The sequence below is a fragment of the Paenibacillus sp. FSL K6-1217 genome (genome assembly GCF_045040735.1).
Taxonomy (GTDB): Bacteria; Bacillota; Bacilli; order Paenibacillales; family Paenibacillaceae; genus Paenibacillus_AQ.
Genome location: NZ_CP150271.1, coordinates 4,037,833 through 4,057,221, shown reverse-complemented (window position 1 = coordinate 4,057,221; position 19,389 = coordinate 4,037,833). Strand labels below are relative to the sequence as shown.

Here is a 19,389-nt window from a genome sequence, read left to right as displayed (position 1 = left end):
TAGTCGGGGGAATCAGCTCCCTCTTCTATTTTTCGTTAAATATGGTTAAACTGTTAAGCATCATGAATAATTGGGAGATTCAGGATGCGGATAAACAGGTCTGGACGGCAGAGTGACTGGATGGTTACTTTTGTTTGCGGTTTGGCGTTAATAGCAGCGGGGGTGGCGGCCTGTGTGCTGAGAGGGTTCTTTTTCACCGGGGAGATGTATGGGTTCCTGACGGTGTGGTTTGGCATGTGCGGAGTGTTGCTGGGATCGGCACTTATCTATATGGCTACTGGCAGAGGGGCCGAGCTTAAGCTGCGTTGGGAAGATCGGAAGTGGTCTGGCAGTTCCTTGATTAGGGCGAATGTAGAGGAGCAGTCTGAGCACAGAGAGAATACACGGGAGTTGGCGGGCAGTAGGAGGAGAGGGAACGAGGGCGGGAGCAGGCTGGTTGTATGGGGGTTGCTTAGCAGTTGTGTGCTCCTCTGTGTCTTGTATGCTATCCATGCACTGGGCAGTCCCGTGTCCGCGCAAGGAACACTGAATGAAATGCTGCGCTCAGTCTTCTACACCAGCTTTGTTACATTCGCTTTGCTGGCTGCACGAACCCGCCGGGGAGGAGTGCTTCTTGCAGCAGTATGGCATTTGCTTGGAATCACTATCAGCTTGTCGGCCCTGCTGGCAGTATGCGGGGGGCTGCCGGTTCCTTATGCGGTGGCGTATACTGAGTCGCCCGGGGTCAGTGCCACCGGTGCCAGGCTGGCCGGATTGCTTCAGTATCCGAATGCTTTTGGTGCGGTGATGGCCGTGTATCTGCTGGAACGGCTATTTGCCGCCGCTTATGGCTTCAAGCCGGGGGATTCCAGGGGAGCTGCGGACGGGGAGAAGCCAGGTAGGCTTGGGCCTACAGGTGTAAGCGGAGCAGGTGAGGCAGGAGCAGATATCCGTGCGGAGCGTGCTGGTGTAAGCGGAGCAGGTGAGGCAGGAGCAGATATCCGTGCGGAGCGTGCTGGTGTAGGCGGAGCAGGTGAAGCAGGAGCAGATATCCGTGCGGAGCGTGCTGGTGTAAGGGGAGCAAATCAGCCACCTGCAAGCACAAGTGAGGAGCGGACCAGAATCTGGTCCGCTGAGTACTGGCTAAGCGCGGCGCGCCTGCTGCCGCTCTTCCCGTACGCCGCCGCGCTGCTGCTCAGCGAGTCGCGCGGCGCATGGCTGGCTGCGGCTGCCGCCGGTGCCGCAGCCCTTCTCCTGAAGCGGCAACTGTTCGTGCCGCTTCTCATTACCGGCGCCGCCCCCGTTGCCGCGGCGGCGCTGCTCTACCGCCAGCTGGCCCGCTCCGGGCTGGCGGTAGAGCCTATGCCCGGCCTGCTGCTGCTGGCCGGGCTCTGGGCCGGCGCATGGCTCGCCGGCCTATGGCTGCACCGCCGCAGCTGCCGTGCGGCGGGCTTGCTCCGCGCCGCCATGCTGGCGCTGGCGGCGGCAGGCTGGACGGCAGCGGCCAGCGCCGTCCTCCTGTGGGTACGCGCGCGGATTACCGGGCCGTCACCGACGGCCGACGCGCGCGGGCTGTTCTACCGCGACGCCTGGAAGCTCGCGGCAGAGGCGCCCTGGCTGGGGCGCGGGGGCGAGACCTGGCGGCATACGTACCTTGCCGCCCAGTCCCGCCCCTATGTGGGCAGCCAGGTGCACAGCGGGTACCTCGACATCCTGCTGAACCTCGGGATGGCGGGTCTGGCTGCGGTTCTCCTGCTGCTGCTGGCCGCAGGCGGGCTGGTATTCAAGGCGTCACCCAGGCTGCTTCCGCCCTTGCTTGTGATCGTGCTGCATAGCGCAGCCGATTTCGACTGGAGCTATGGACTGGTCTGGCTGCTGCTGCTCCTGCTGCCTGCCTGGGCACTTGCCGAAGCCAACAGCCGGACCGCTATGACAGCTATGCCTACAGTTCTGCGTGAGTCCCGTTGGCAGCGCAGCAAGCCGGCTGACCAGCGAAGGAAGCGGCCGCGCCGATTATGGGTTTATGCAGGCATAAGCGTTCTCTGTGGGCTGACCCTCTTGTGCAGCGTTTTTTCCTTCCAGGCCATGAAGGGGGCTTCCCTATTCAAGCAGGCGATCAGGGAGAATGATCCTGCCGTGCGAATCACGCTGCTGCGGCAATCGCTGCGCTGGAATCCAAGAGATCCGCAGCCTGCGATTGCTCTCTCGCGGCTGCTTCCACAGGAGCAGGGGACCGGCTTGCTGCTGCGCAGCCTGCCGTTCTCCCCGGAGAGTGCAGCCCTTCACGGGGAGCTGGCAGCACGCTATCTGCGGGGCAGTGATCCGGGAGAAGCGTTGTACTGGGTCCGCCGCAGCCAGCAGACGGACCCGTATAATGCCGCCAGACGGCTGGCGGCATTAAGAGGAATGCTTGAGATGGGAAGACGCAGCTTGGCGGAGGGAGACAGACGTATAGCGGCGGACAGCGCGGCGGCGGGTCTAGAGCTGCTGCGGCAGTACAGCCTGCTGACCACCATGGAGCAGGACAGAGGACCGCAGCACAATGACCGCCGCTTCACCCTACTTCCGCAGAGCGAAGGGATCTATCTTGAGTTAACGCATTTACAGTCCCAGGTGGCTCTTAGCTCCAATAATAAATAAGACGTACCTCAGTATGGAACTCGAAGTTTGAACGCGAATGGGGTAAACATATCAGCACAATGACCGCCGCTTCAACCTAGTAGCCCATCAGCTTTAAAATAGTGGAGCAGAAGCAATTCCCCTTCAAATTGCAACTTTTCCAAGCGGGGGGTGTTCTATAGGGGCGTTTGGCTTAGCGTAATGGACTGAGGTGCTCTTATCCGGGAAGAAAGTCGTCACTTGGGCGATTAACGGACCGCAAGGACCTTATCCCCTGCCATTCAGCTCCAAAACGCCTCGTAGAAGGACGATAAGGTCCACTGAGTCCGTTACGCTGCAAAAGGTGGCGTTCTCGTGGGAATAAGGTCCTTTTCGGTCCGTTAGATTTTTTGGGAGGATAGGGTTGCATTACACAAACCCCTGAGTTTCACAAGCGTATCCGTCCTTTTAAATCTGACACTGTACTAGTAGCCCATCTGCTTTAAAACTGTAAGGAAGACCTCAGGAGTGTTAACGTCTGAACATGAACATCCATGAACATCGAGCTGATATTAAGCTGACGCTGCACCCGTTGCAGACTCCTACTCTTGCATTCAAGTAGGTGATTGTAACATCAATTGTACCGAATACAATAGATTCTATTTCGAAGCCTTTTTTACAGCATTCCATTGTACAAAATGCAGTTACTATCGTTCCAGCGCCTGCAGCATCCGAATGACTGCTGTACTAGGACTGCCCGTTGTCTTCCCATCACCCGAGCCTCAGTTCCTAGCCATCCCCAGCCTGCTCTCAGGCTTTAACACGCCGCGATATCAGCCATGAGTACACAATAGGGACAATAGTCATGATTACTAGAGCGGTGATGATCATGCTGATCGACAGCGTAGCGGGCAGGAAGGCCGCAAGCACAATCAGCAGACCGCCGGTCACCCACATCCTCCCGGAGAAGCGGTGGGTTCTCCGCCACACTGCAGGGTCATGCAGCGTCCAGGGCGTCCGGATTCCTGTGAAATAATTATCTCTGATCTGCGGCAGGAAATTACCGATTACAGCCAGCAGCAGCCCTATGCTCACAGTAGCCCATTTTCCGGCGGAAAATTGCCGATCCAGCCCGTAACTGACCGACAGGACAAGGGCGGCATCACAGATGACGGCAACGGTGAGACGGACCATTTTGTAAGCGCCGGGGAACTTATTGTAATTCTCTCCCTTGGGGTCAATATTGCGAATGAACTGCATCGCGAGCGGAAAAATCAAGCCCATAAAAGAGAACAAGGCAATAACCGAACCCTTGCTCCAGTAAGTATTGACCTTGCCGGTTATACTGAATTGGGCGGGAAGCTGATCCGGCAGCCTGCCGTAATTCACCAGCGCATAGCCCAGTGAGAGAAACCCAAGAATGACAACCAGCGTATCCTGCCATTTCCACGTGAAATTCTTCATCAAGATTCATCCTCCGTATGTTTACTAGCGTGCGGGGCAGTTTTCCTTGTGGAGCCAGCATCCGCATGTTCTTCGGGTGGGCTGTCCGTACTGCCCTTGCCCGTACCCGTACCCGTCAATTCGAGGAACCAGCCAAGCACCTCTTCAAGTACCGTGGAGTCCAGCGAATAGACGATGAATTGCCCGTTGCGTTCGTCCTGAACCAGCCCCGCGTGCTTCAGCGCATTGAGGTGGTGAGAGATGCTGGGCTTCGTCATATTGAAAAAATCCGCAATTTCCCCGGCCGTCCGGTCCTTTTCACGCAGCAGCCGGAGAATTTGTCTCCGGGTCGGGTCGGCGAGCGCTTTGAACGATTCATTCAACTTCATGTCCTCCTTTCGATATTTAAATAATTATCTAAATGTATAATATGACTCGCTTCCAAACTCTGTCAATACACAAACTCACATCTGTTTTAGAGGGGATAATCTCCCCGAAACGATACTATCCTTCGAAAGAACTGCAAAGCCGTTTCCACTTGTATTCCTTAAGTAGAAGTCGTAAGCCTGCATATGCTAGAATAGGCTAGGAGAAGCTGGATACATAGAGCGGTTAAGCAGACGGGTTCTGCCAGCAGAATACCAGGCTGAAGACGCCATACGGGAGGAGACCTGCAGTGCACTTTATATCTGATGTCATTTCGCATTTGTTTGAATGGATTCAGTCTCTGGGTTACTTTGGAATTATGATCGGACTCATGATTGAAGTCATTCCAAGTGAGATTGTTCTGGCTTTTGGCGGCTATTTGGTCTCACAAGGCGATATTAACTTTTTTGGCGCTGTGCTGTTCGGTACGGTTGGGGGAGTGATCGCCCAGATCTTTGTGTACTGGATTGGCCGTTATGGCGGCAGACCGGTGCTGGAGAAGTACGGCAAGTACATTTTTATCTCCAAAAAACATATTGATCACTCCGAAGAATGGTTTAAAAAGTATGGGACCGGTGTTATTTTCACCGCCCGTTTTATCCCGGTTGTCCGCCATGCCATATCGGTTCCGGCCGGTATTTCCCGCATGCCGCTGGGCAAATTCACTTTGCTGACGACCCTTGCTGTCATTCCGTGGAGCGCGTTGTTTGTCTATCTGGGGTACACGCTCGGAGACAAGTGGGAGACCATTGATGAGGTCGCAGCCAAGTACACCCATGAGATTATCCTGGGCGCGATTGCCGTAATTGTTCTGTATTTCCTGTTCAAGTGGTACAAATCCAAGAAGAAGGGTAGTGCAGTATGAAGCAGAATGTAGCATCCAAATTTGGCCAAGGCCTGACTCCGCGCCAGTTCGTGGAAGCCATGACGAAGAATCAGCAGGCTTTTGAATCCTGGTATGAGAAGTTCGTCTGGGAAGACGAGAGTGACCGCGAATATTTCGAGAGCCTGAATCACCGTGATGACCTGCGTGTGCTGATTCTGGCTGCGGACTGGTGCGGAGATGTCGTTCGCAATGTTCCGGTGGTCTTCCGGATTCTGGAGACTGCGGGTATCAAGACAGAAGTGCTGATCCTCGAAGAGAACCAGGAGCTGATGGACAACTTCCTGACCATGGGCGGCCGATCCGTTCCCATCGTGATTTTTGCAGATACCGGAGGTTATGTCCTGGGCCAGTGGGGACCGCGTCCCGAGCATGTGCAGACACTGATGAGAGAATTCAAGCAGGAGAACCCCGACCGCGAAGCGGCGGACTATGAGAGCAAAATCACCGAAGTGCGCAAAGCAATGGGGCAAGCCTACGGAGAAGGAACGGAATCACACGCAGTTATCGCCAAAGAGCTGCGCGCTTTGATCTCCGGATTCTAATGCCGATGCTTAATATTCGTTCTTATAATCTGGGAGCGCTCCAGACCAATGCTTATCTCCTGACGGGGGCAGATCCGAAGCGTGGGGTCATCATTGATCCCGGTGCTAATCCTGCGGCCCTTCTCCGCGCCGCTGAGGGAATGGAGATTGAAGCGATTCTGCTGACGCATGCCCATTTCGACCATATTGCCGGGCTGGACGAGGTCCGCAAAGCCAAGAAGTGCCCGGTCTATATCCATCCTCTGGAGAGCGAGTGGCTGGGCAGCCCGAAGCTGAACGGCTCCCTGATGTGGCCTGATACTACGCCTCCTGTCAGCACCGATCCGGCGGAATACGATCTGGCGGAAGGCCAGGTTCTGACGCTGCTGGGACTTACTTTCCGCGTGCTGCATACGCCGGGACATTCGCCGGGAAGCGTCAGTTTTTTGTGCGGGAGTGATCTGTTCGCCGGTGATGTCTTGTTCAAAATGGGAGTAGGACGTACCGATCTTCCGGGCGGCAGAGAACGGGATCTGATTGACTCGATCCGCGGCAAGCTCTACCGGCTGGATGAGGAAGTAAGAGTGTTCCCCGGCCATGGACCGCGAACCTCGATCGGTTATGAGAAGCTTCACAACCCTTATGTTCCCATGTAAGCAGGTTGTATTTATCTCACATGACGACATCTTCTGGCCGGATTTGACACAAACCGGGAAATTAAAGGTAGACAAGCGGGAGCCGGGTTGCTACAATATGGTTAATTAAATGTAACATTTACCTCGCGAAGCACGCAGACTGTGGATGAATCCCGGTTTGCGTTCTTTTTTTGTCTATATATTTTCATTTTTTAGGGGGAGCAATATGAAGGACCACATGCATTGCCAATTGGACTATGGAGAGTTAGAAGCTGATGACACGGGGATAAAGGAGCAGCATGATGTGAATTATGCAGCAGAGAACAGCGATACTAAGTACACCCTGTTCTGGAGCTTCCCCAGAGGTAAGGGGAAGCTTCAGCCATGGAGACGCAGACTGTGGGAGCTGCAGAATAATTCTGACCCGGAATGAACGATAACTATTACATAGACGTATTACAGGTGTGACAGAAGAGATAAGGGGAGGGGCTATGGGCGACGGGATGCTGGAGAAGATCAGCCAGGCGCAGCAGGGGGATGCTGCGGCGCTGGCCGTGCTGCTGCGGGAGCATTATCCCTTCCTGTACAAGTATCTGATCAAAGCGACACTTGACCCTTTGCTTGCGGAAGAGATTGCTCAGGACACGATGGTCAGATGCATGGAGAAGATCGGGACTTATAATGGGACCTCGGCATTCTCCTCATGGCTGATTACCATTGGCAGCCGGATCTATATTGACCGTAAGCGGCGCTGGAGCCGTGAGGCACAGTGGCGGGAAGGGCAGATGCAAGAGCAGGGGAACCGCAGTTTACGCTGGAGCTTTGAGAGCCGGAATATGGAGTGGAGCGAAGTGCTCGACGCCTTGTCGCGTCTATCCTCTGCGCACAGAATGGCTGTGCTGCTGAAGCATTATTACGGATACAGCTACGATGAGATCGGGGAGATGCTGGAGATCCCTTCCGGAACGGTCAAGTCAAGGGTAGCTGCCGGGCTGGGCCAACTGCGAAAGGAGCTGAATGAGGATGAGGTTTAAGAGTGACGAGGAGCTGCTGGGTAAGCTGTCCGCGGAGCTGGATCATCTGGATATGCTGTATGCCGATGTTACTCCGCCCTCCTTGCCGGAGCTGGAGCAGCTTATTGCCGGGGAAGCGGTCCGCCGGAGCAGGCGGCGCCGTAAGGAGCTGTTGCTATTCCTTCTGGTGGCTCTTGTACTGGTTACTATAGTGATTTCTGTTCTAAGCACGGCGCCGGTGCTGTATTGGAGTCTGCAGGCAGTGTTCATCCTGAGCGCACTTGGCAGCCTGGGAGCAGCGCGGATCAGACACGGGCGGGAGGAATCATAAGCGTGAAGGAACTGCAGGAGATACCTATTTGGCTCTGGATGATGATTGCGGCCGTACTATTGCTGCAGGGAACCTGGCTGTTCCGTGATGCCAGGGATCGAGGTCAGGGGATGAAGGCCTGGTTCTGGGGAATCTGGGGACTTACAGGTGCGCCGACACCGGCAGTATGCTACCTGCTGTTTGTAGTTCTGCCAGACAGACGTAAACGGAAGGCCGCGAAGAATCGTTGAGAATCCCATTATACCTGAGGAGGGATTATCACTATGGATAAAGTGAATTGGGGATTGATCTGGCCGCTGCTTGCACTGCAAATTCTGCTGGCGGTCATAGGTCTGATCTCGCTGGCCAGGACAGAGCGGGTGCGCGGACCCAAATGGATGTGGGTGCTGTTCCTGGTGTTTGGCAACCTGCTGGGAAGTGTAGCTTACTTCACCTTGGGAAGGAGAGAACCCTGATGCCGCTGCTTGAGGTTGAGGATCTGCGCAAGAGCTACGGCGGGCGCCTGTCCGTGGATGGCATCAGCTTTAGTGCCGAATCCGGGCGCTGCGTAGCTTTGCTCGGACCCAATGGAGCGGGCAAGACCACAACGCTGCGTATGCTTGCCGGCCTGCTCCAGCCAACCGGCGGGAGCATCACCTTTGACGGTGCTCCCCCTGGAATGGATCACCGCAGGCAGCTTGGTTATCTGCCGCAGTCTCCGGCTTTTTACAGCTGGATGAGCGGGCTTGAATATATGATTTTTGCCGCAGAATTGAGTGGTATGGGGGGCAAGGAAGCCAAGGCGATGTCGGGAGCTGTACTGGAGCGGGTAGGGCTCAGTACCGCAGCCCGCCGCAGAATCGGCGGATATTCCGGCGGCATGAAGCAGCGTCTGGGGCTGGCCCAGGCCCTGGTACACCGCCCGCGTCTGCTGCTGCTTGACGAACCTGTCTCTGCACTTGATCCTATTGGACGCCGGGAAGTGATGGAGCTGCTGCGGGACATCCGGGAGGAGACCACTGTGATTTTCTCAACCCATGTTCTGCACGATGCGGAAGAGATATGTGATGATGTCATATTGATGAACCGGGGAACAATTGCTGTGCAGGGAACTCTGTCTCGTCTCCGTACAGAGTACAGCCTTCCGGTTATCCGGTTAACTACAGCGAAGGAAGATACGGCTGTCCGGTGGCTGGAGGAGCTTGGCCGCAAATCTTTTGTAGAAGAAGCCAAGATTTCGGATGGGCAGGCGGTCTTTAACGTAAACGATATCGAGCTCGCACGCCGGACGATTCTACAGGAAGCGGCGGGGCTTGATATTCCGCTGCTGCAATTTGAAGCAGGCTCATCGACCCTGGAGGATCTGTTCATGAAAGTGGTGGGAGTATGAAGAAGCTCCGGGTCCTGTATTTGAGAGAAATGCTGGAGGCTGTACGCAGCTATAAGCTGATCTGGATACCTGTAGTGTTCATTATTCTGGGGATCATGCAGCCGCTGGTTACTTTTTATATGGCCGATATCCTTGCAGCTTCATCGAATGTCCCGGCAGGTTTTATGGACAGCTATGAGCTGCCGGGGGCTGCGGAGGTCATGGCCCAGGCTCTCGGGCAATATGGAACAATAGGGATGCTGGTTCTGGCGCTCGGAACGATGAACAGCCTGGCGGGAGAGCGCAGCAGCGGCACTTCCGAACTGTTAATGGCCAAGCCAGTCTCCTCTATATCCGTTGTTGCTGCCAAATGGGCGGCGAACCTCACGGTGCTGGTCATTGCGCTGGGGCTGGGGGCTGCGGGAGCCGCTTATTACACAGAACAGCTTATGGGCGCTTTATCCTGGAGTGCTGTGGCTGCAGCTTCCGGACTCTATTCGCTCTGGCTGCTCTGCGCGTTATCGCTTACGCTGTTCTTCAGCTCCTGGCTGCGCGGACCAGCAGCTGCATGTCTTGCACTCCTGCTGGCAGCGGGAATGAGTCTTGTCTACAGTCTGCTGCCTTCCCAGACTGGCTGGATGCCTGCTGCGCTGCCTGGGATGTCTGCCGGTGTGCTTGCGGCAGGAGGGATCTCAGTCGGCCCGATTGTCTCAGCAGTCGTGCTGATCGTGTTGTGTATTGCCGGTGCCTCACTGCTGGCCGGAAGGAATAAATTGCCGGTCTAGCAAGCTTTGCGAAAAATAGCGGATTTTCAAGAATTTTCAGAGTGTTTTCTGCTGAAATTCATCGTACGCTCATCCTGCTGCTGGACAGCTCTATCTTTTTTTAGTAGACTGTTGAAACAAGCAGATCCATGATAGATTTTGGTCAGGAGGTAGGATGATGCTGCGTTTAGGAGAGAAGATTGTCATTGTCGCAGACGCTTTTGAGCAGAGTCTTCCTATCGGAGACTATGGTTATCTGATTGCTTACGACCGCAATCCTGATAATGCGTTTGATTATGTCATTCGTGTTCCCGAAGCTAACCGTAATTTCTATGTTACGGCAGAGGATATTGAGGCCGAAGAGCAATTGCTGGTAGCCGAAGCGGAGAGAGCCACGCACGAAGCGCTGATAGATTATGCACTGTCAACGTATAACGAGAAGCTGTTCCATCACCTGATGAACGGCGAAGAAGTTGAAGTGGAAGAGATAGAGACAACATCCCAAGAGAGTTTGTCCCAGGCGGATTTCATCAAACAGGTGAACCTTCGCGCTTGGATTTAAGTAAGAGCCGGCGCATGCCGGCTTTTTTTTGTCGGCGGGCCAAGCCAGGCAAGGCGTCGGCAACACACCTTTGAGAACAAAATGACTATTAATCCAAACGATTATTACTATTTCGCTCAAGGGAGCGGATGATAAGATCAGCACAGAGCAGGGGAGAACTGCTATAGGCCGGGGGTGATAAAAGAGGCTATTCCGGGAATCTGCCATTCCTGCTGTATACGCTTCCAATAGGGTGCAATCAGGATCGGCCCGGAGTGCGTCCTTGTAAAGTGTTTTCTTTGCGGTAGACTCTGGGCAAGGTGCCGGTGACCTTTTTAAAGGCTTTGGTAAAGTAATTATAATCGGGAATGCCGACTTGCTCCGCAATTTCATAAATCGGACTGACGGTGTCACCCAGCAGCCTTTTGGCCGTTTGAATACGCAGGTTGCGGATATATTCCGCAATGCCCATGCCGAAGTTCTGTTCGGAGAGCTTGTAGAGATGGGATTTGCTGATGCTGAATTCTTTGCACAGGACGGGAACAGACAGCGGTTCCTGGATATGTTCAATAATATAACTGTCGATCTTTTGCACCAGCGTATCCTCCTTCAGAATCAGCATACGGGATAGATACAGGTAGCTGGCGCTCATCTCCATGGTTTTGGCGTAAGCATCAATGATATCTTTGGAGATGTGCTTTTTTCGCTGGAAGGCGCCGTACAGTTTATCCATATCCACATTATAGGGGCTTATATTCTCACAGACCTTCTGCCATAACTCATCGCGGGACCCGGTCTGCAGCAATTGGCCGAACATAATATACCCGATGACCTGATTGTCCGTTTGAATAGGAACCACCGTTTCTGTAAGTCCGGCATGACATTGATAGGTGTACAGGGTCTTTTCCTTTTTCACTTGGCTACAGGCTGCCTGGTCGCAGAGGATGCACTGGGCCTCCGCGCGCGGATCACTGCGGATAATGTGGCAATATGTCGAATGGCGGGTGGGGTATGCAGCCAGCTCATGAAAGGAATTGTCGAAGATCACGGTGCGGATACCAGTCAATGTATACAAATTGCGCAGCAATTCCTTGACATCTGACAGGTTGAACAACAAGCTCATTGTGCAGCCCCCTCTTCTTCCGGGTTGATTCTTTCGTTGCTGGCAACATTGTACTGTATTTTGTATAGGACACACAAACAAAGAAAGATGGAGGCGCTTATTCATGCCGCTGATCGATATGCCGCTAGAGCAACTATTGACTTATGAGGGACGCAATCCCCGTCCGGCCAACTTCGAGGCTTATTGGGAACAAGCACTGCAAGAGATGAGAAGTACGGATGCCTGTGTTGAATTGGTGAGGAGCGAGTTTCAGGTTCCGTTCGCCGAATGCTTTCATTTGTATTTCACGGGGACAGGCGGAGCGCGTATCCACGCGAAGCTGATCAAGCCGAAGCATGTTGCCGGCCCGCACCCGGCGGTCGTGCAGTTCCACGGGTATGCCCACCACTCGGATGACTGGGCCGACAAGCTGATCTATGCTTCCCTGGGCTTTACTATAGCCACAATGGATTGCAGAGGCCAGGGAGGACTGTCCGAGGATGTTGGAGGGATCAAAGGAACCACATTCAAAGGGCACCTGATCCGCGGACTGGATGATGCGGCCGAACGGCTGCTGTTCCGGCAGATCTATCTTGATGCGGCGCAGCTGGCTGGAATTGTCATGGACATGCCGGAAGTGGATGCTGCCCGCGTCGGTGCCATCGGCGGATCGCAAGGAGGGGGGCTGGCGCTGGCCTGTGCGGCGCTTGAGCCGCGGATCAACCGGGCTGCACCCAGTGTTCCGTTCCTGTGCGATTATAAACGGGTATGGGAAATGGATCTGGCCAGAGATGCCTACGAGGAACTGCGGACTTTTTTCCGTCACTATGATCCCCAGCACCTGCGGGAGAATGAGATTTTTGAACGGCTCGGATACATTGATGTTCAACACCTGGCGGACCGGATTCAAGGGAAGGTGATGATGGGTGTGGGCTTGCTGGATACCGTGTGCCCGCCTTCAACGCAATTCGCCGCCTACAACCGAATCCGCAGCTGGAAAAAACTGGAGATCTATCCCGATTTCATCCATGAACGGCTGCCGGGATTCGAGGATAAGACCATACAATTTCTGCTTGAAATGTGAGAGGCTGACCGCCTCTCTTTATTATTGTTCAAGGACCTGTTACGGAGGTATGATGGGGTACAGGGAGGGCTTTTGAAGGAAAGGAGTGCTGGTGATCAGATTAATGAGAACGCTTTCAATTTATCCCAAACTTGTTATGGCTTTCTTGCTTGTCATTATTCCGCTCTACCTGTGGGGACTGGTCATGAATCAATCCGGACAAGAGGTTGTCCAGAAGCAAATATCGGAATCCATGGCCAGCCGTGTCCACTTCTATCTGACTTCGCTGGAGACAGAGCTGACACGGCTGACGCGGCTGAAGCTGGAGTATGTCAATGACGACGATTTGCTCTTGCTGGCGACGGTTCCGATCCAGTTGAACGACTATGAACGGACCCGCGCCTTATTATCCGCCAAGAACAAATTGTATTTGCTCAAAAGCTCCAGCCCGTTCGTGGAGAACGTTAAGCTGTATATTCCTTCCCTGGACAGAAGCATCAATGCCAACAATTTCGACAGTGCGATGCCGCTTGAAGAACTGGAAGACATTCTGAACCCGGCTCACATGAAATCGCCGATCTTCGGGATGGGTGACAAGCTGCTGATGAGCGGGGTGTACCCCGATGCTGTGTACGCCGGCCGGCCACCTGTGCTGGCCATCGAAATTCAGCTGTCGCGTCCGGAGATTCTCCGCTCACTATCCAGCATGGCGGAGGGGGAGGGCGGTGGAGCGGTATGGATGGACACTGGCCGTCAGTGGCAGATTGCCTCCGGTGTAGAGGACTCCCTGCTTGCTGCGTTTGGGGAAGTACTTCGGGGGGAAGTGCTCGACGCCGGCGGCCAGTCCGGCCAATACCGGCTGGAGTCAGCAGGCATTGATTATTTTGGAGCAAGTGAATATTCACCGCTGCTGGGGACGACTTTGGCCGTCTTTGTTCCCGCAGAAACGGTGCTCCAGCCTCTAAACAAGCATCGCAACTGGATTTGGGGAGAATCGCTGATCGCTTTACTGCTCGCCGTAGTTTTCTCTTACTGGATATACCGCTTTATTCATAAGCCGATGAGACGGCTGATTACTTCCTTCCGCAAAGTGGAGATGGGCGATCTGAGCGTCAGGCTGTATCACGGCAATCAGGATGAATTCAATTATGTGTATAATCACTTCAACCATATGCTGGAGCGGATTCAGGAGCTGATTCACGAAGTGTATGAGCAGAGAATCAGATCCCAGCAATCTGAGCTTAAACAATTACAGTCGCAGATCAACCCCCATTTCTTCTACAACACTTTCTTTATTCTTCAGGGTCTTGTCCGGATGAGAGAATATGAAGTCGCAGGCCGGATGCTTCACCATCTCAGCGGCTATTTTCAGTTTATTACACGTAGTGGAGCAGAGCAGGTCAGTCTGCTGGCAGAGATGAAGCACGCATGGTCTTATACAGAGATTCAGAACATACGTTTTGCCGGTACGGTTACAGCCGAACTGGAGTCCATACCGCAGGGGTGGGAGACTTCCATGGTGCCACGGCTCATTGTCCAGCCATTAATTGAGAATGCTTATGCCCACGGGCTGGAGAACAAGCTGGCCGAAGGGATTCTGCGGGTATCCTTCCGGGAGGAAGGAGCGGACCGGCTGGTCATCGGGGTTGAAGACAACGGCGAATCGCTGGACGACGAGCAGCTGAATGCGCTGCGCAGAACGCTTACTCTTACTGAAGAAGCTATGGAGATGACAGGAATCCTGAATGTGCATCGCCGGCTTCAGCTGAAATATGGTCCGGCATTTGGCATTGAGGTCTCCCGCAGCGAGCTGGGCGGATTGAAGGTGCTGCTGATGATAAGACAGGAAGAAGGGAAACAGCCATGATCAGACTGCTGATTGTCGATAATGAACGGTGGATTGTACGGAACCTGCTTGATCTGTTCGGGCATTGGGACAAACTGGAGCTGGAGGTATATGGTGCGTATTCGGCTGCGGAGGCACTGGAGCAGCTGGGAAAAATGAAGTTCGATATTGTGTTGTCCGATATCCGCATGCCGGGAATGGACGGGCTTGAGCTCCAGCAAGAAATCAGACGTCACTGGCCGTGGTGCAAAATTATTTTTTTGAGCGGGTATAACGAATTTGATTATATCCAGCAAGTCATGCGTGGCGGCGGGGTGGACTACCTGTTAAAGACAGAAGGCGAGGAAGCGATTCTTCACGCGGTGGAGCAAGCCGCTGCGCAGCTGGATGCGGCGGTGGAAGCAGAGGCGCTGATCGGGCGGGCACACCGGCAACTCCAGCTTGCCCGGCCGCTGCTGCTGGGCGATTATTTGCTGGAGCTGATGCAAGGGGGGAGTGCGCCAGTAAGCCAGCTTGCACATAAATTCCAGGAGCTGGAATGCCCGCTGGATGCCGGCCGCAGCGTATTGCTCGCCATCGGGCGCGTGGATGATTGGCGGGACGAGCTTAGTGTAGCGGACAGGGAGCTGATGCTGTACGCTATCCGGAATATTGCCGAAGAATACTGGCTTCCCTCCGTGCGCTGCCTCAGTCTGCGGTATGAGAAAAATAAGCTGCTGTGGCTGCTGCAGCCTATGACAGACGCTCCGGAGGACAGGGCGCGGGCGCTCCGCTTCATCCATGGGACGCTTGAGACGATCTCCCAGAGCTGCAAGCGGCTGCTGAAGCTGCGGCTCTCGTTCTCGGCCGGTGCAGCGTTCGTCCTCTGGGCGGAGGCGCCCCGGCAGTTCAGCACCTTGAAGGCGCTGCTGGGCCGGGGACTCGGCCTGGGCAAGGAGCTTGTCCTGATCGAAGAACGCAAGGAAACCGGCGATACGCTGGAGGCGGAACTGCGCAATCATGAAGTCAATAGCCAATTAGGCAAGCTGGGGGCAATGGCTGCTTATTTGGACAACGGACAACAGGAGCATTTCTTTCTCGAATTCGGCAAACTGGCGGCACTGGCCTCCTCTTCGCGCGGTACCGGCAACCGGCTGAAGCTGGAGATCTACTATTCGCTCATGTGTTTGTTTCTGTCTTATATGAACCGCTGGGAGCTGCATGAGGTCATCGGGGAATCCATTGACCTGGACAAGCTTACCAGATATGAGGCCCATCTTTCCTGGGAGAGCGCGGAAGACTACTTGTCGGAGCTGGCTCTGCAGCTGTTTGGTCAAAAGCAGGATGACCAGGTCTACCGCGAGCATGATTTGATTAGCCGCGTCCGGTTGTACGTGGAGCACCATTTGGCTGGCGATCTGTCGTTGACCCGGATCGGTGATGTTGTAGGCTACAATCCGTATTACTTGACCCGGTTGTATAAACGCTTAACGGGCCAGTCACTAGCGGATTACGTGTCTTCCTCCCGATTGGCGGAAGCCCGGAAGCTGCTGGAAGGCGGCAGTCTGATCGTTCAGGACATTTCCAAAGCTGTCGGCTTTATGACGGAGCAGTCATTCTACCGCTTTTTCAAGAAAGAGACCGGCATTACTCCCCAGGAATATAGAGAGAGCTATACATTATCCAAATCGGATAATCAAAAGTAAAAATCGGCGAGTAGAGGGGCTAGGGGAAGTGAGCCTATAATAATGCTAAATAAGGCGAACTTTCACGAAGACCCACCAAAGATTTAGGGGGGATAAGAAGTGAAGGGAAAGAGATTGGCAATCTTGACGTCTTACGGAATCGTTCTGTCGCTTCTGCTGAGCGCGAGCAGTCCCGGAACGAACAGAAGCCTGAACTCTGCGCAACATGAAGCCTACCCGTTTGGACAATACGATCCGCCGATTCAGCTTCACATCGCGCGTCCGGTAGATCAGACCTGGACGTATCCTGGCGGTGACAGCATTGAAGATAATATCTGGTACCGGGAGTACCGGAATCTGCTGGGAATCGAAGTCACACACGATTGGACCGCCTTGCCGGGCGAGTACAGCCGCAAGCTGAATGTCCTGATTGCATTGGGCAGTCTGCCGGAGATGTTCTCCGTCTCGGCAGGCCAGCTCAGACAGCTGGCGGATACGGATCAATTGGAAGATTTGACGGCAGTCTACGAGCGCTATGCTTCCGGCCGCACCAAAAAACTGCAGATGGGGGACGGCGGCGCGGCTTTGGCTTCCGCGACGTTCGACGGCAAACTGCTTGCCATCCCCATCGTCAATGCTCCGATCTATGAAGCCAATCTGCTGTGGGTGCGTACGGACTGGCTGGACAAATTGGGTCTGCCTGAGCCCAAGACGCTGGAGGAGGTGTTTGCGATTGCCGATGCATTCACCAGGGAAGATCCCGACGGCAACAACCAGGACGATACCTTTGGCCTGGCCGTCAATAATTACCTGTACGGCGGCATTACCTCGCTTACCGGATTCTTCAATGCATATCATGCCTATCCGCAGACCTGGATCAAGGACGGGAAGGGTCAAGTGATTTACGGTTCGATACAGCCGGAGATGAAGCGTGCGCTGGGCAAGCTTCAAGAGATGTATAAGAACGGGCAGCTGGACCGGGAATTCGGTGTCAAGGACAGCGATCAGGTGGTAGAAGATATCGCGGCGAACAGGCTGGGCATGACGTTCGGCGCCAACTGGAATCCCTATGTGTTCCTGGATGCTGTACGGCGAAATCCCGGAATGGAGTGGAAGCCGTACGCGGTGCCTTCGGTGGATGGCGTGCCGGCCAAGGCCAGCGTAGGCTTCTCGGCCAGCGGATATGTCGTAGTACGCAAAGGCTATCAACACCCGGAGGCTGTAGTGAAAATGCTGAACCTGCATGAAGAGGTCGTTCACGGCGCAAGACGCGGCGAAGGCGAATTCATTACCGTGGAAGAAGACGGCGGACGCATCAACACCTCCAGGCTGTCCATCGTCCAGTCCGGCGTATCGAACAAAGATGTGGCTGAGTCCTTGTCGTTACTGCGCGGGGCCATCAAGACCAGAGATGAGAGCCTGTTGAAGGATGCGCCCACCGAGACCGACAAATACGGGCCGACCGTGGATTACCTGGAGACCGGGAATATGGACAATTGGGCCGTTGCCCATCAATATTTCGGGTTTGAGACGACCATGGACAACTACAGCGGCGACCGGCTGCTGATGACCGCATTTGGCGGGCAGACACCTACGATGACAGAGAAGTGGGCCATGCTGGACAGACTCGAAAAAGAAACCTTCACCAAAATTATCATGGGGGCGGTTTCCGTCGATGAATTCGATATTTTTGTATCGGATTGGAACAGGCTAGGCGGCAAGGCGATTCTGGAAGAAATTAATGAACCGTATTGAGGAGAGTGAAACCAACAGCATGAGCAAATTATTCTACAAGCCTGAAGACGGGTGGCTGGCCGACGTTATACCGTTCTATGAAGACGGCGAGTTCAAGCTGCTGTATTTGAAAGATTGGCGCGACAGGGAAGGACACGGTGAAGGCACGCCCTGGTTTCTGCTGGGGACACAGGATTTTATCCATTACAAGGAATACGGAGAGGTTCTGCCCAGAGGCGGCGAGTCCGAGCAGGACTTGTATATCTATACGGGATGCGTGCTCAAGCAAGACGGACTTTACCATATTTTCTATACCGGCAACAATTTTCATTATCCGGCGCAGGGTAAAGCGCAGCAGGCTGTGATGCATGCGGTCAGCAGTGATTTTGTACATTGGGAGAAAAGGCCGGAGGATGCCTTCTACGCGCCGGCAGACATCTACGAGGAGCATGACTGGCGCGATCCGTTTGTGTTCTGGAACGAGGAAGCGGGGGAATACTGGATGCTGCTTGCCGCCCGGTTGAAGGAAGGGCCTGCGGGCCGCCGCGGCTGTGTTGCCCTATGTGCCTCCAAGGACTTGACCGGCTGGGAGGTACGCGATCCGTTCTGGGCCCCCTACTTGTATACGACTCACGAATGCCCGGATCTGTTCCGGATGGGGGAATGGTGGTACCTGCTGTACTCGACCTTCTCCGACCGGACAGTCACTCATTATCGGATGAGCCGCTCCCTGCAGGGACCCTGGCTGGCGCCCGAGAACGATGCACTTGACACCCGGGCCTTCTATGCCGCCAAGACCTGGACTGACGGCGAACGGCGTTATGCCTTCGGATGGAACCCGACGCGGGAAGGGGAGCATGACGGCGGCACCTGGCAATGGGGCGGACATCTGGTTGTGCATGAGATAGTTCAAGGTGCGGACGGTGCGCTGCTTGTCAAAGCGCCGGATACGCTGAATACTGTGATCAATCAAGAAAGCGCTTTATCCTTTGAGGAAGTGCTCGGGCGCTGGAAGTTCGATGGGAGCACGGCCACGGTTGCGGCACCCGATTCCTTCGCCGGTGCCTATGCGGGGCTGCTGCCGGAGTGCGCCTGCAGGCTGGAGGCAACGGTAACATTCGCTCCGGGCACCCGGGGCTGCGGCATTCTGCTGCGGACAGATCAGGACCTCGAACAGGGGTATATGATCCGGCTGGAGCCGGGGCGTGACCGGATTGTCGTGGACCAGTGGCCGCGCAAAGGCGATGTCCCTTATGCCGTCGGCATGGAGCGGCCGCTGCCATTGCTGCCCGGCACGGCATACTCGTTAACCGTATATCTGGAAGATGAGGTCTGCGTAGTCTATGTGAACGAGGAGCTTGCGTTAAGCACACGGCTGTATGATTTTAAGAAAGGGGGGAAGGGACTGTTCGTCAGCGAGGGGAGTGCGGAATTCAGATTCAGGCAGGCTGAAATGCGGATTCATTCCAAACCGGATGAAGAGAGGGGATAAGCA

At 54.7% G+C, this 19,389-nt stretch carries 20 protein-coding genes; 17 read left to right on the top strand and 3 right to left on the bottom strand.

Features of this window, described 5'->3' with window-relative positions; genetic code table 11:
* Positions 1-141 precede the first annotated feature (141 nt).
* A complete protein-coding gene (locus MHH28_RS17845) occupies positions 142-2,619 on the top strand; it encodes an O-antigen ligase family protein (RefSeq protein WP_405104380.1) in 2,478 nt (825 codons plus the stop codon).
* 768 nt (positions 2,620-3,387) lie between these two features.
* Here the strand turns inward: MHH28_RS17845 and MHH28_RS17840 are convergent.
* Positions 3,388-4,041, bottom strand: coding sequence for an SdpI family protein (locus tag MHH28_RS17840; RefSeq protein ID WP_405104379.1), 654 nt, complete (start codon positions 4,039-4,041; stop codon positions 3,388-3,390).
* On the bottom strand, positions 4,041-4,403 hold the full coding sequence (locus tag MHH28_RS17835) for an autorepressor SdpR family transcription factor (RefSeq protein ID WP_405117162.1): 363 nt from the start codon (positions 4,401-4,403) through the stop codon (positions 4,041-4,043). The genes MHH28_RS17840 and MHH28_RS17835 overlap by 1 nt, the downstream gene beginning before the upstream one ends.
* A gap of 293 nt (positions 4,404-4,696) precedes the next feature.
* Between MHH28_RS17835 and MHH28_RS17830 the strand changes: the two genes are divergently transcribed.
* From MHH28_RS17830 to MHH28_RS17780, 11 genes are all read left to right on the top strand, one after another.
* Complete coding sequence (locus MHH28_RS17830) at positions 4,697-5,311, top strand: DedA family protein (RefSeq protein WP_405104378.1); 615 nt, start codon at positions 4,697-4,699, stop codon at positions 5,309-5,311.
* Positions 5,308-5,874, top strand: a complete 567-nt coding sequence (locus MHH28_RS17825) for a thioredoxin family protein (RefSeq protein WP_405104377.1) — start codon at positions 5,308-5,310, stop codon at positions 5,872-5,874. Before MHH28_RS17830 ends, MHH28_RS17825 begins: the two co-directional genes overlap by 4 nt.
* 5 nt (positions 5,875-5,879) lie before the next feature.
* Positions 5,880-6,509: an MBL fold metallo-hydrolase gene (locus MHH28_RS17820; protein ID WP_405117160.1), complete on the top strand. Its 630-nt coding sequence runs from the start codon at positions 5,880-5,882 to the stop codon at positions 6,507-6,509.
* A 205-nt stretch (positions 6,510-6,714) separates the two neighbouring features.
* Positions 6,715-6,921, top strand: a complete 207-nt coding sequence (locus tag MHH28_RS17815) for a hypothetical protein (RefSeq protein ID WP_405104376.1) — start codon at positions 6,715-6,717, stop codon at positions 6,919-6,921.
* Positions 6,922-6,979: 58 nt separating this feature from the next.
* Positions 6,980-7,522 (top strand): RNA polymerase sigma factor SigY, encoded by a 543-nt coding sequence (sigY, locus tag MHH28_RS17810; protein ID WP_405117159.1) that lies wholly within the window; start codon positions 6,980-6,982, stop codon positions 7,520-7,522.
* Positions 7,512-7,832 carry a DUF5345 family protein gene (locus tag MHH28_RS17805; RefSeq protein WP_405104375.1) on the top strand — a complete coding sequence of 107 codons (321 nt, stop codon included), beginning with the start codon at positions 7,512-7,514 and terminating at the stop codon, positions 7,830-7,832. Before sigY ends, MHH28_RS17805 begins: the two co-directional genes overlap by 11 nt.
* Before the next feature lie 2 nt (positions 7,833-7,834).
* The gene (locus MHH28_RS17800) at positions 7,835-8,062 is read left to right on the top strand and encodes a hypothetical protein (RefSeq protein ID WP_405104374.1); all 228 of its coding nucleotides are present in this window, start codon (positions 7,835-7,837) and stop codon (positions 8,060-8,062) included.
* 33 nt (positions 8,063-8,095) lie between these two features.
* The gene (locus MHH28_RS17795; protein ID WP_405104373.1) at positions 8,096-8,287 is read left to right on the top strand and encodes a PLD nuclease N-terminal domain-containing protein; all 192 of its coding nucleotides are present in this window, start codon (positions 8,096-8,098) and stop codon (positions 8,285-8,287) included.
* Positions 8,287-9,201 (top strand): ATP-binding cassette domain-containing protein, encoded by a 915-nt coding sequence (locus MHH28_RS17790; RefSeq protein ID WP_405104372.1) that lies wholly within the window; start codon positions 8,287-8,289, stop codon positions 9,199-9,201. Before MHH28_RS17795 ends, MHH28_RS17790 begins: the two co-directional genes overlap by 1 nt.
* Positions 9,198-9,965, top strand: coding sequence for an ABC transporter permease subunit (locus tag MHH28_RS17785; protein WP_405104371.1), 768 nt, complete (start codon positions 9,198-9,200; stop codon positions 9,963-9,965). Before MHH28_RS17790 ends, MHH28_RS17785 begins: the two co-directional genes overlap by 4 nt.
* A gap of 157 nt (positions 9,966-10,122) precedes the next feature.
* Positions 10,123-10,506 carry a hypothetical protein gene (locus tag MHH28_RS17780; protein ID WP_036726210.1) on the top strand — a complete coding sequence of 128 codons (384 nt, stop codon included), beginning with the start codon at positions 10,123-10,125 and terminating at the stop codon, positions 10,504-10,506.
* A gap of 238 nt (positions 10,507-10,744) precedes the next feature.
* Here MHH28_RS17780 and MHH28_RS17775 read toward each other — a convergent pair whose 3' ends face one another.
* Complete coding sequence (locus tag MHH28_RS17775; protein ID WP_405104370.1) at positions 10,745-11,608, bottom strand: PocR ligand-binding domain-containing protein; 864 nt, start codon at positions 11,606-11,608, stop codon at positions 10,745-10,747.
* Between the two features lie 103 nt (positions 11,609-11,711).
* Between MHH28_RS17775 and MHH28_RS17770 the strand changes: the two genes are divergently transcribed.
* From MHH28_RS17770 to MHH28_RS17750, 5 genes are all read left to right on the top strand, one after another.
* Complete coding sequence (locus MHH28_RS17770; protein WP_405104369.1) at positions 11,712-12,671, top strand: acetylxylan esterase; 960 nt, start codon at positions 11,712-11,714, stop codon at positions 12,669-12,671.
* A gap of 136 nt (positions 12,672-12,807) precedes the next feature.
* Positions 12,808-14,517, top strand: coding sequence for a sensor histidine kinase (locus MHH28_RS17765; protein WP_405104368.1), 1,710 nt, complete (start codon positions 12,808-12,810; stop codon positions 14,515-14,517).
* On the top strand, positions 14,514-16,181 hold the full coding sequence (locus tag MHH28_RS17760; RefSeq protein WP_405104367.1) for a response regulator: 1,668 nt from the start codon (positions 14,514-14,516) through the stop codon (positions 16,179-16,181). Before MHH28_RS17765 ends, MHH28_RS17760 begins: the two co-directional genes overlap by 4 nt.
* A gap of 99 nt (positions 16,182-16,280) precedes the next feature.
* Positions 16,281-17,915, top strand: a complete 1,635-nt coding sequence (locus tag MHH28_RS17755) for an extracellular solute-binding protein (protein WP_405104366.1) — start codon at positions 16,281-16,283, stop codon at positions 17,913-17,915.
* Positions 17,902-19,386 carry a family 43 glycosylhydrolase gene (locus MHH28_RS17750; RefSeq protein ID WP_405104365.1) on the top strand — a complete coding sequence of 495 codons (1,485 nt, stop codon included), beginning with the start codon at positions 17,902-17,904 and terminating at the stop codon, positions 19,384-19,386. Before MHH28_RS17755 ends, MHH28_RS17750 begins: the two co-directional genes overlap by 14 nt.
* Positions 19,387-19,389: the final 3 nt, after the last annotated feature.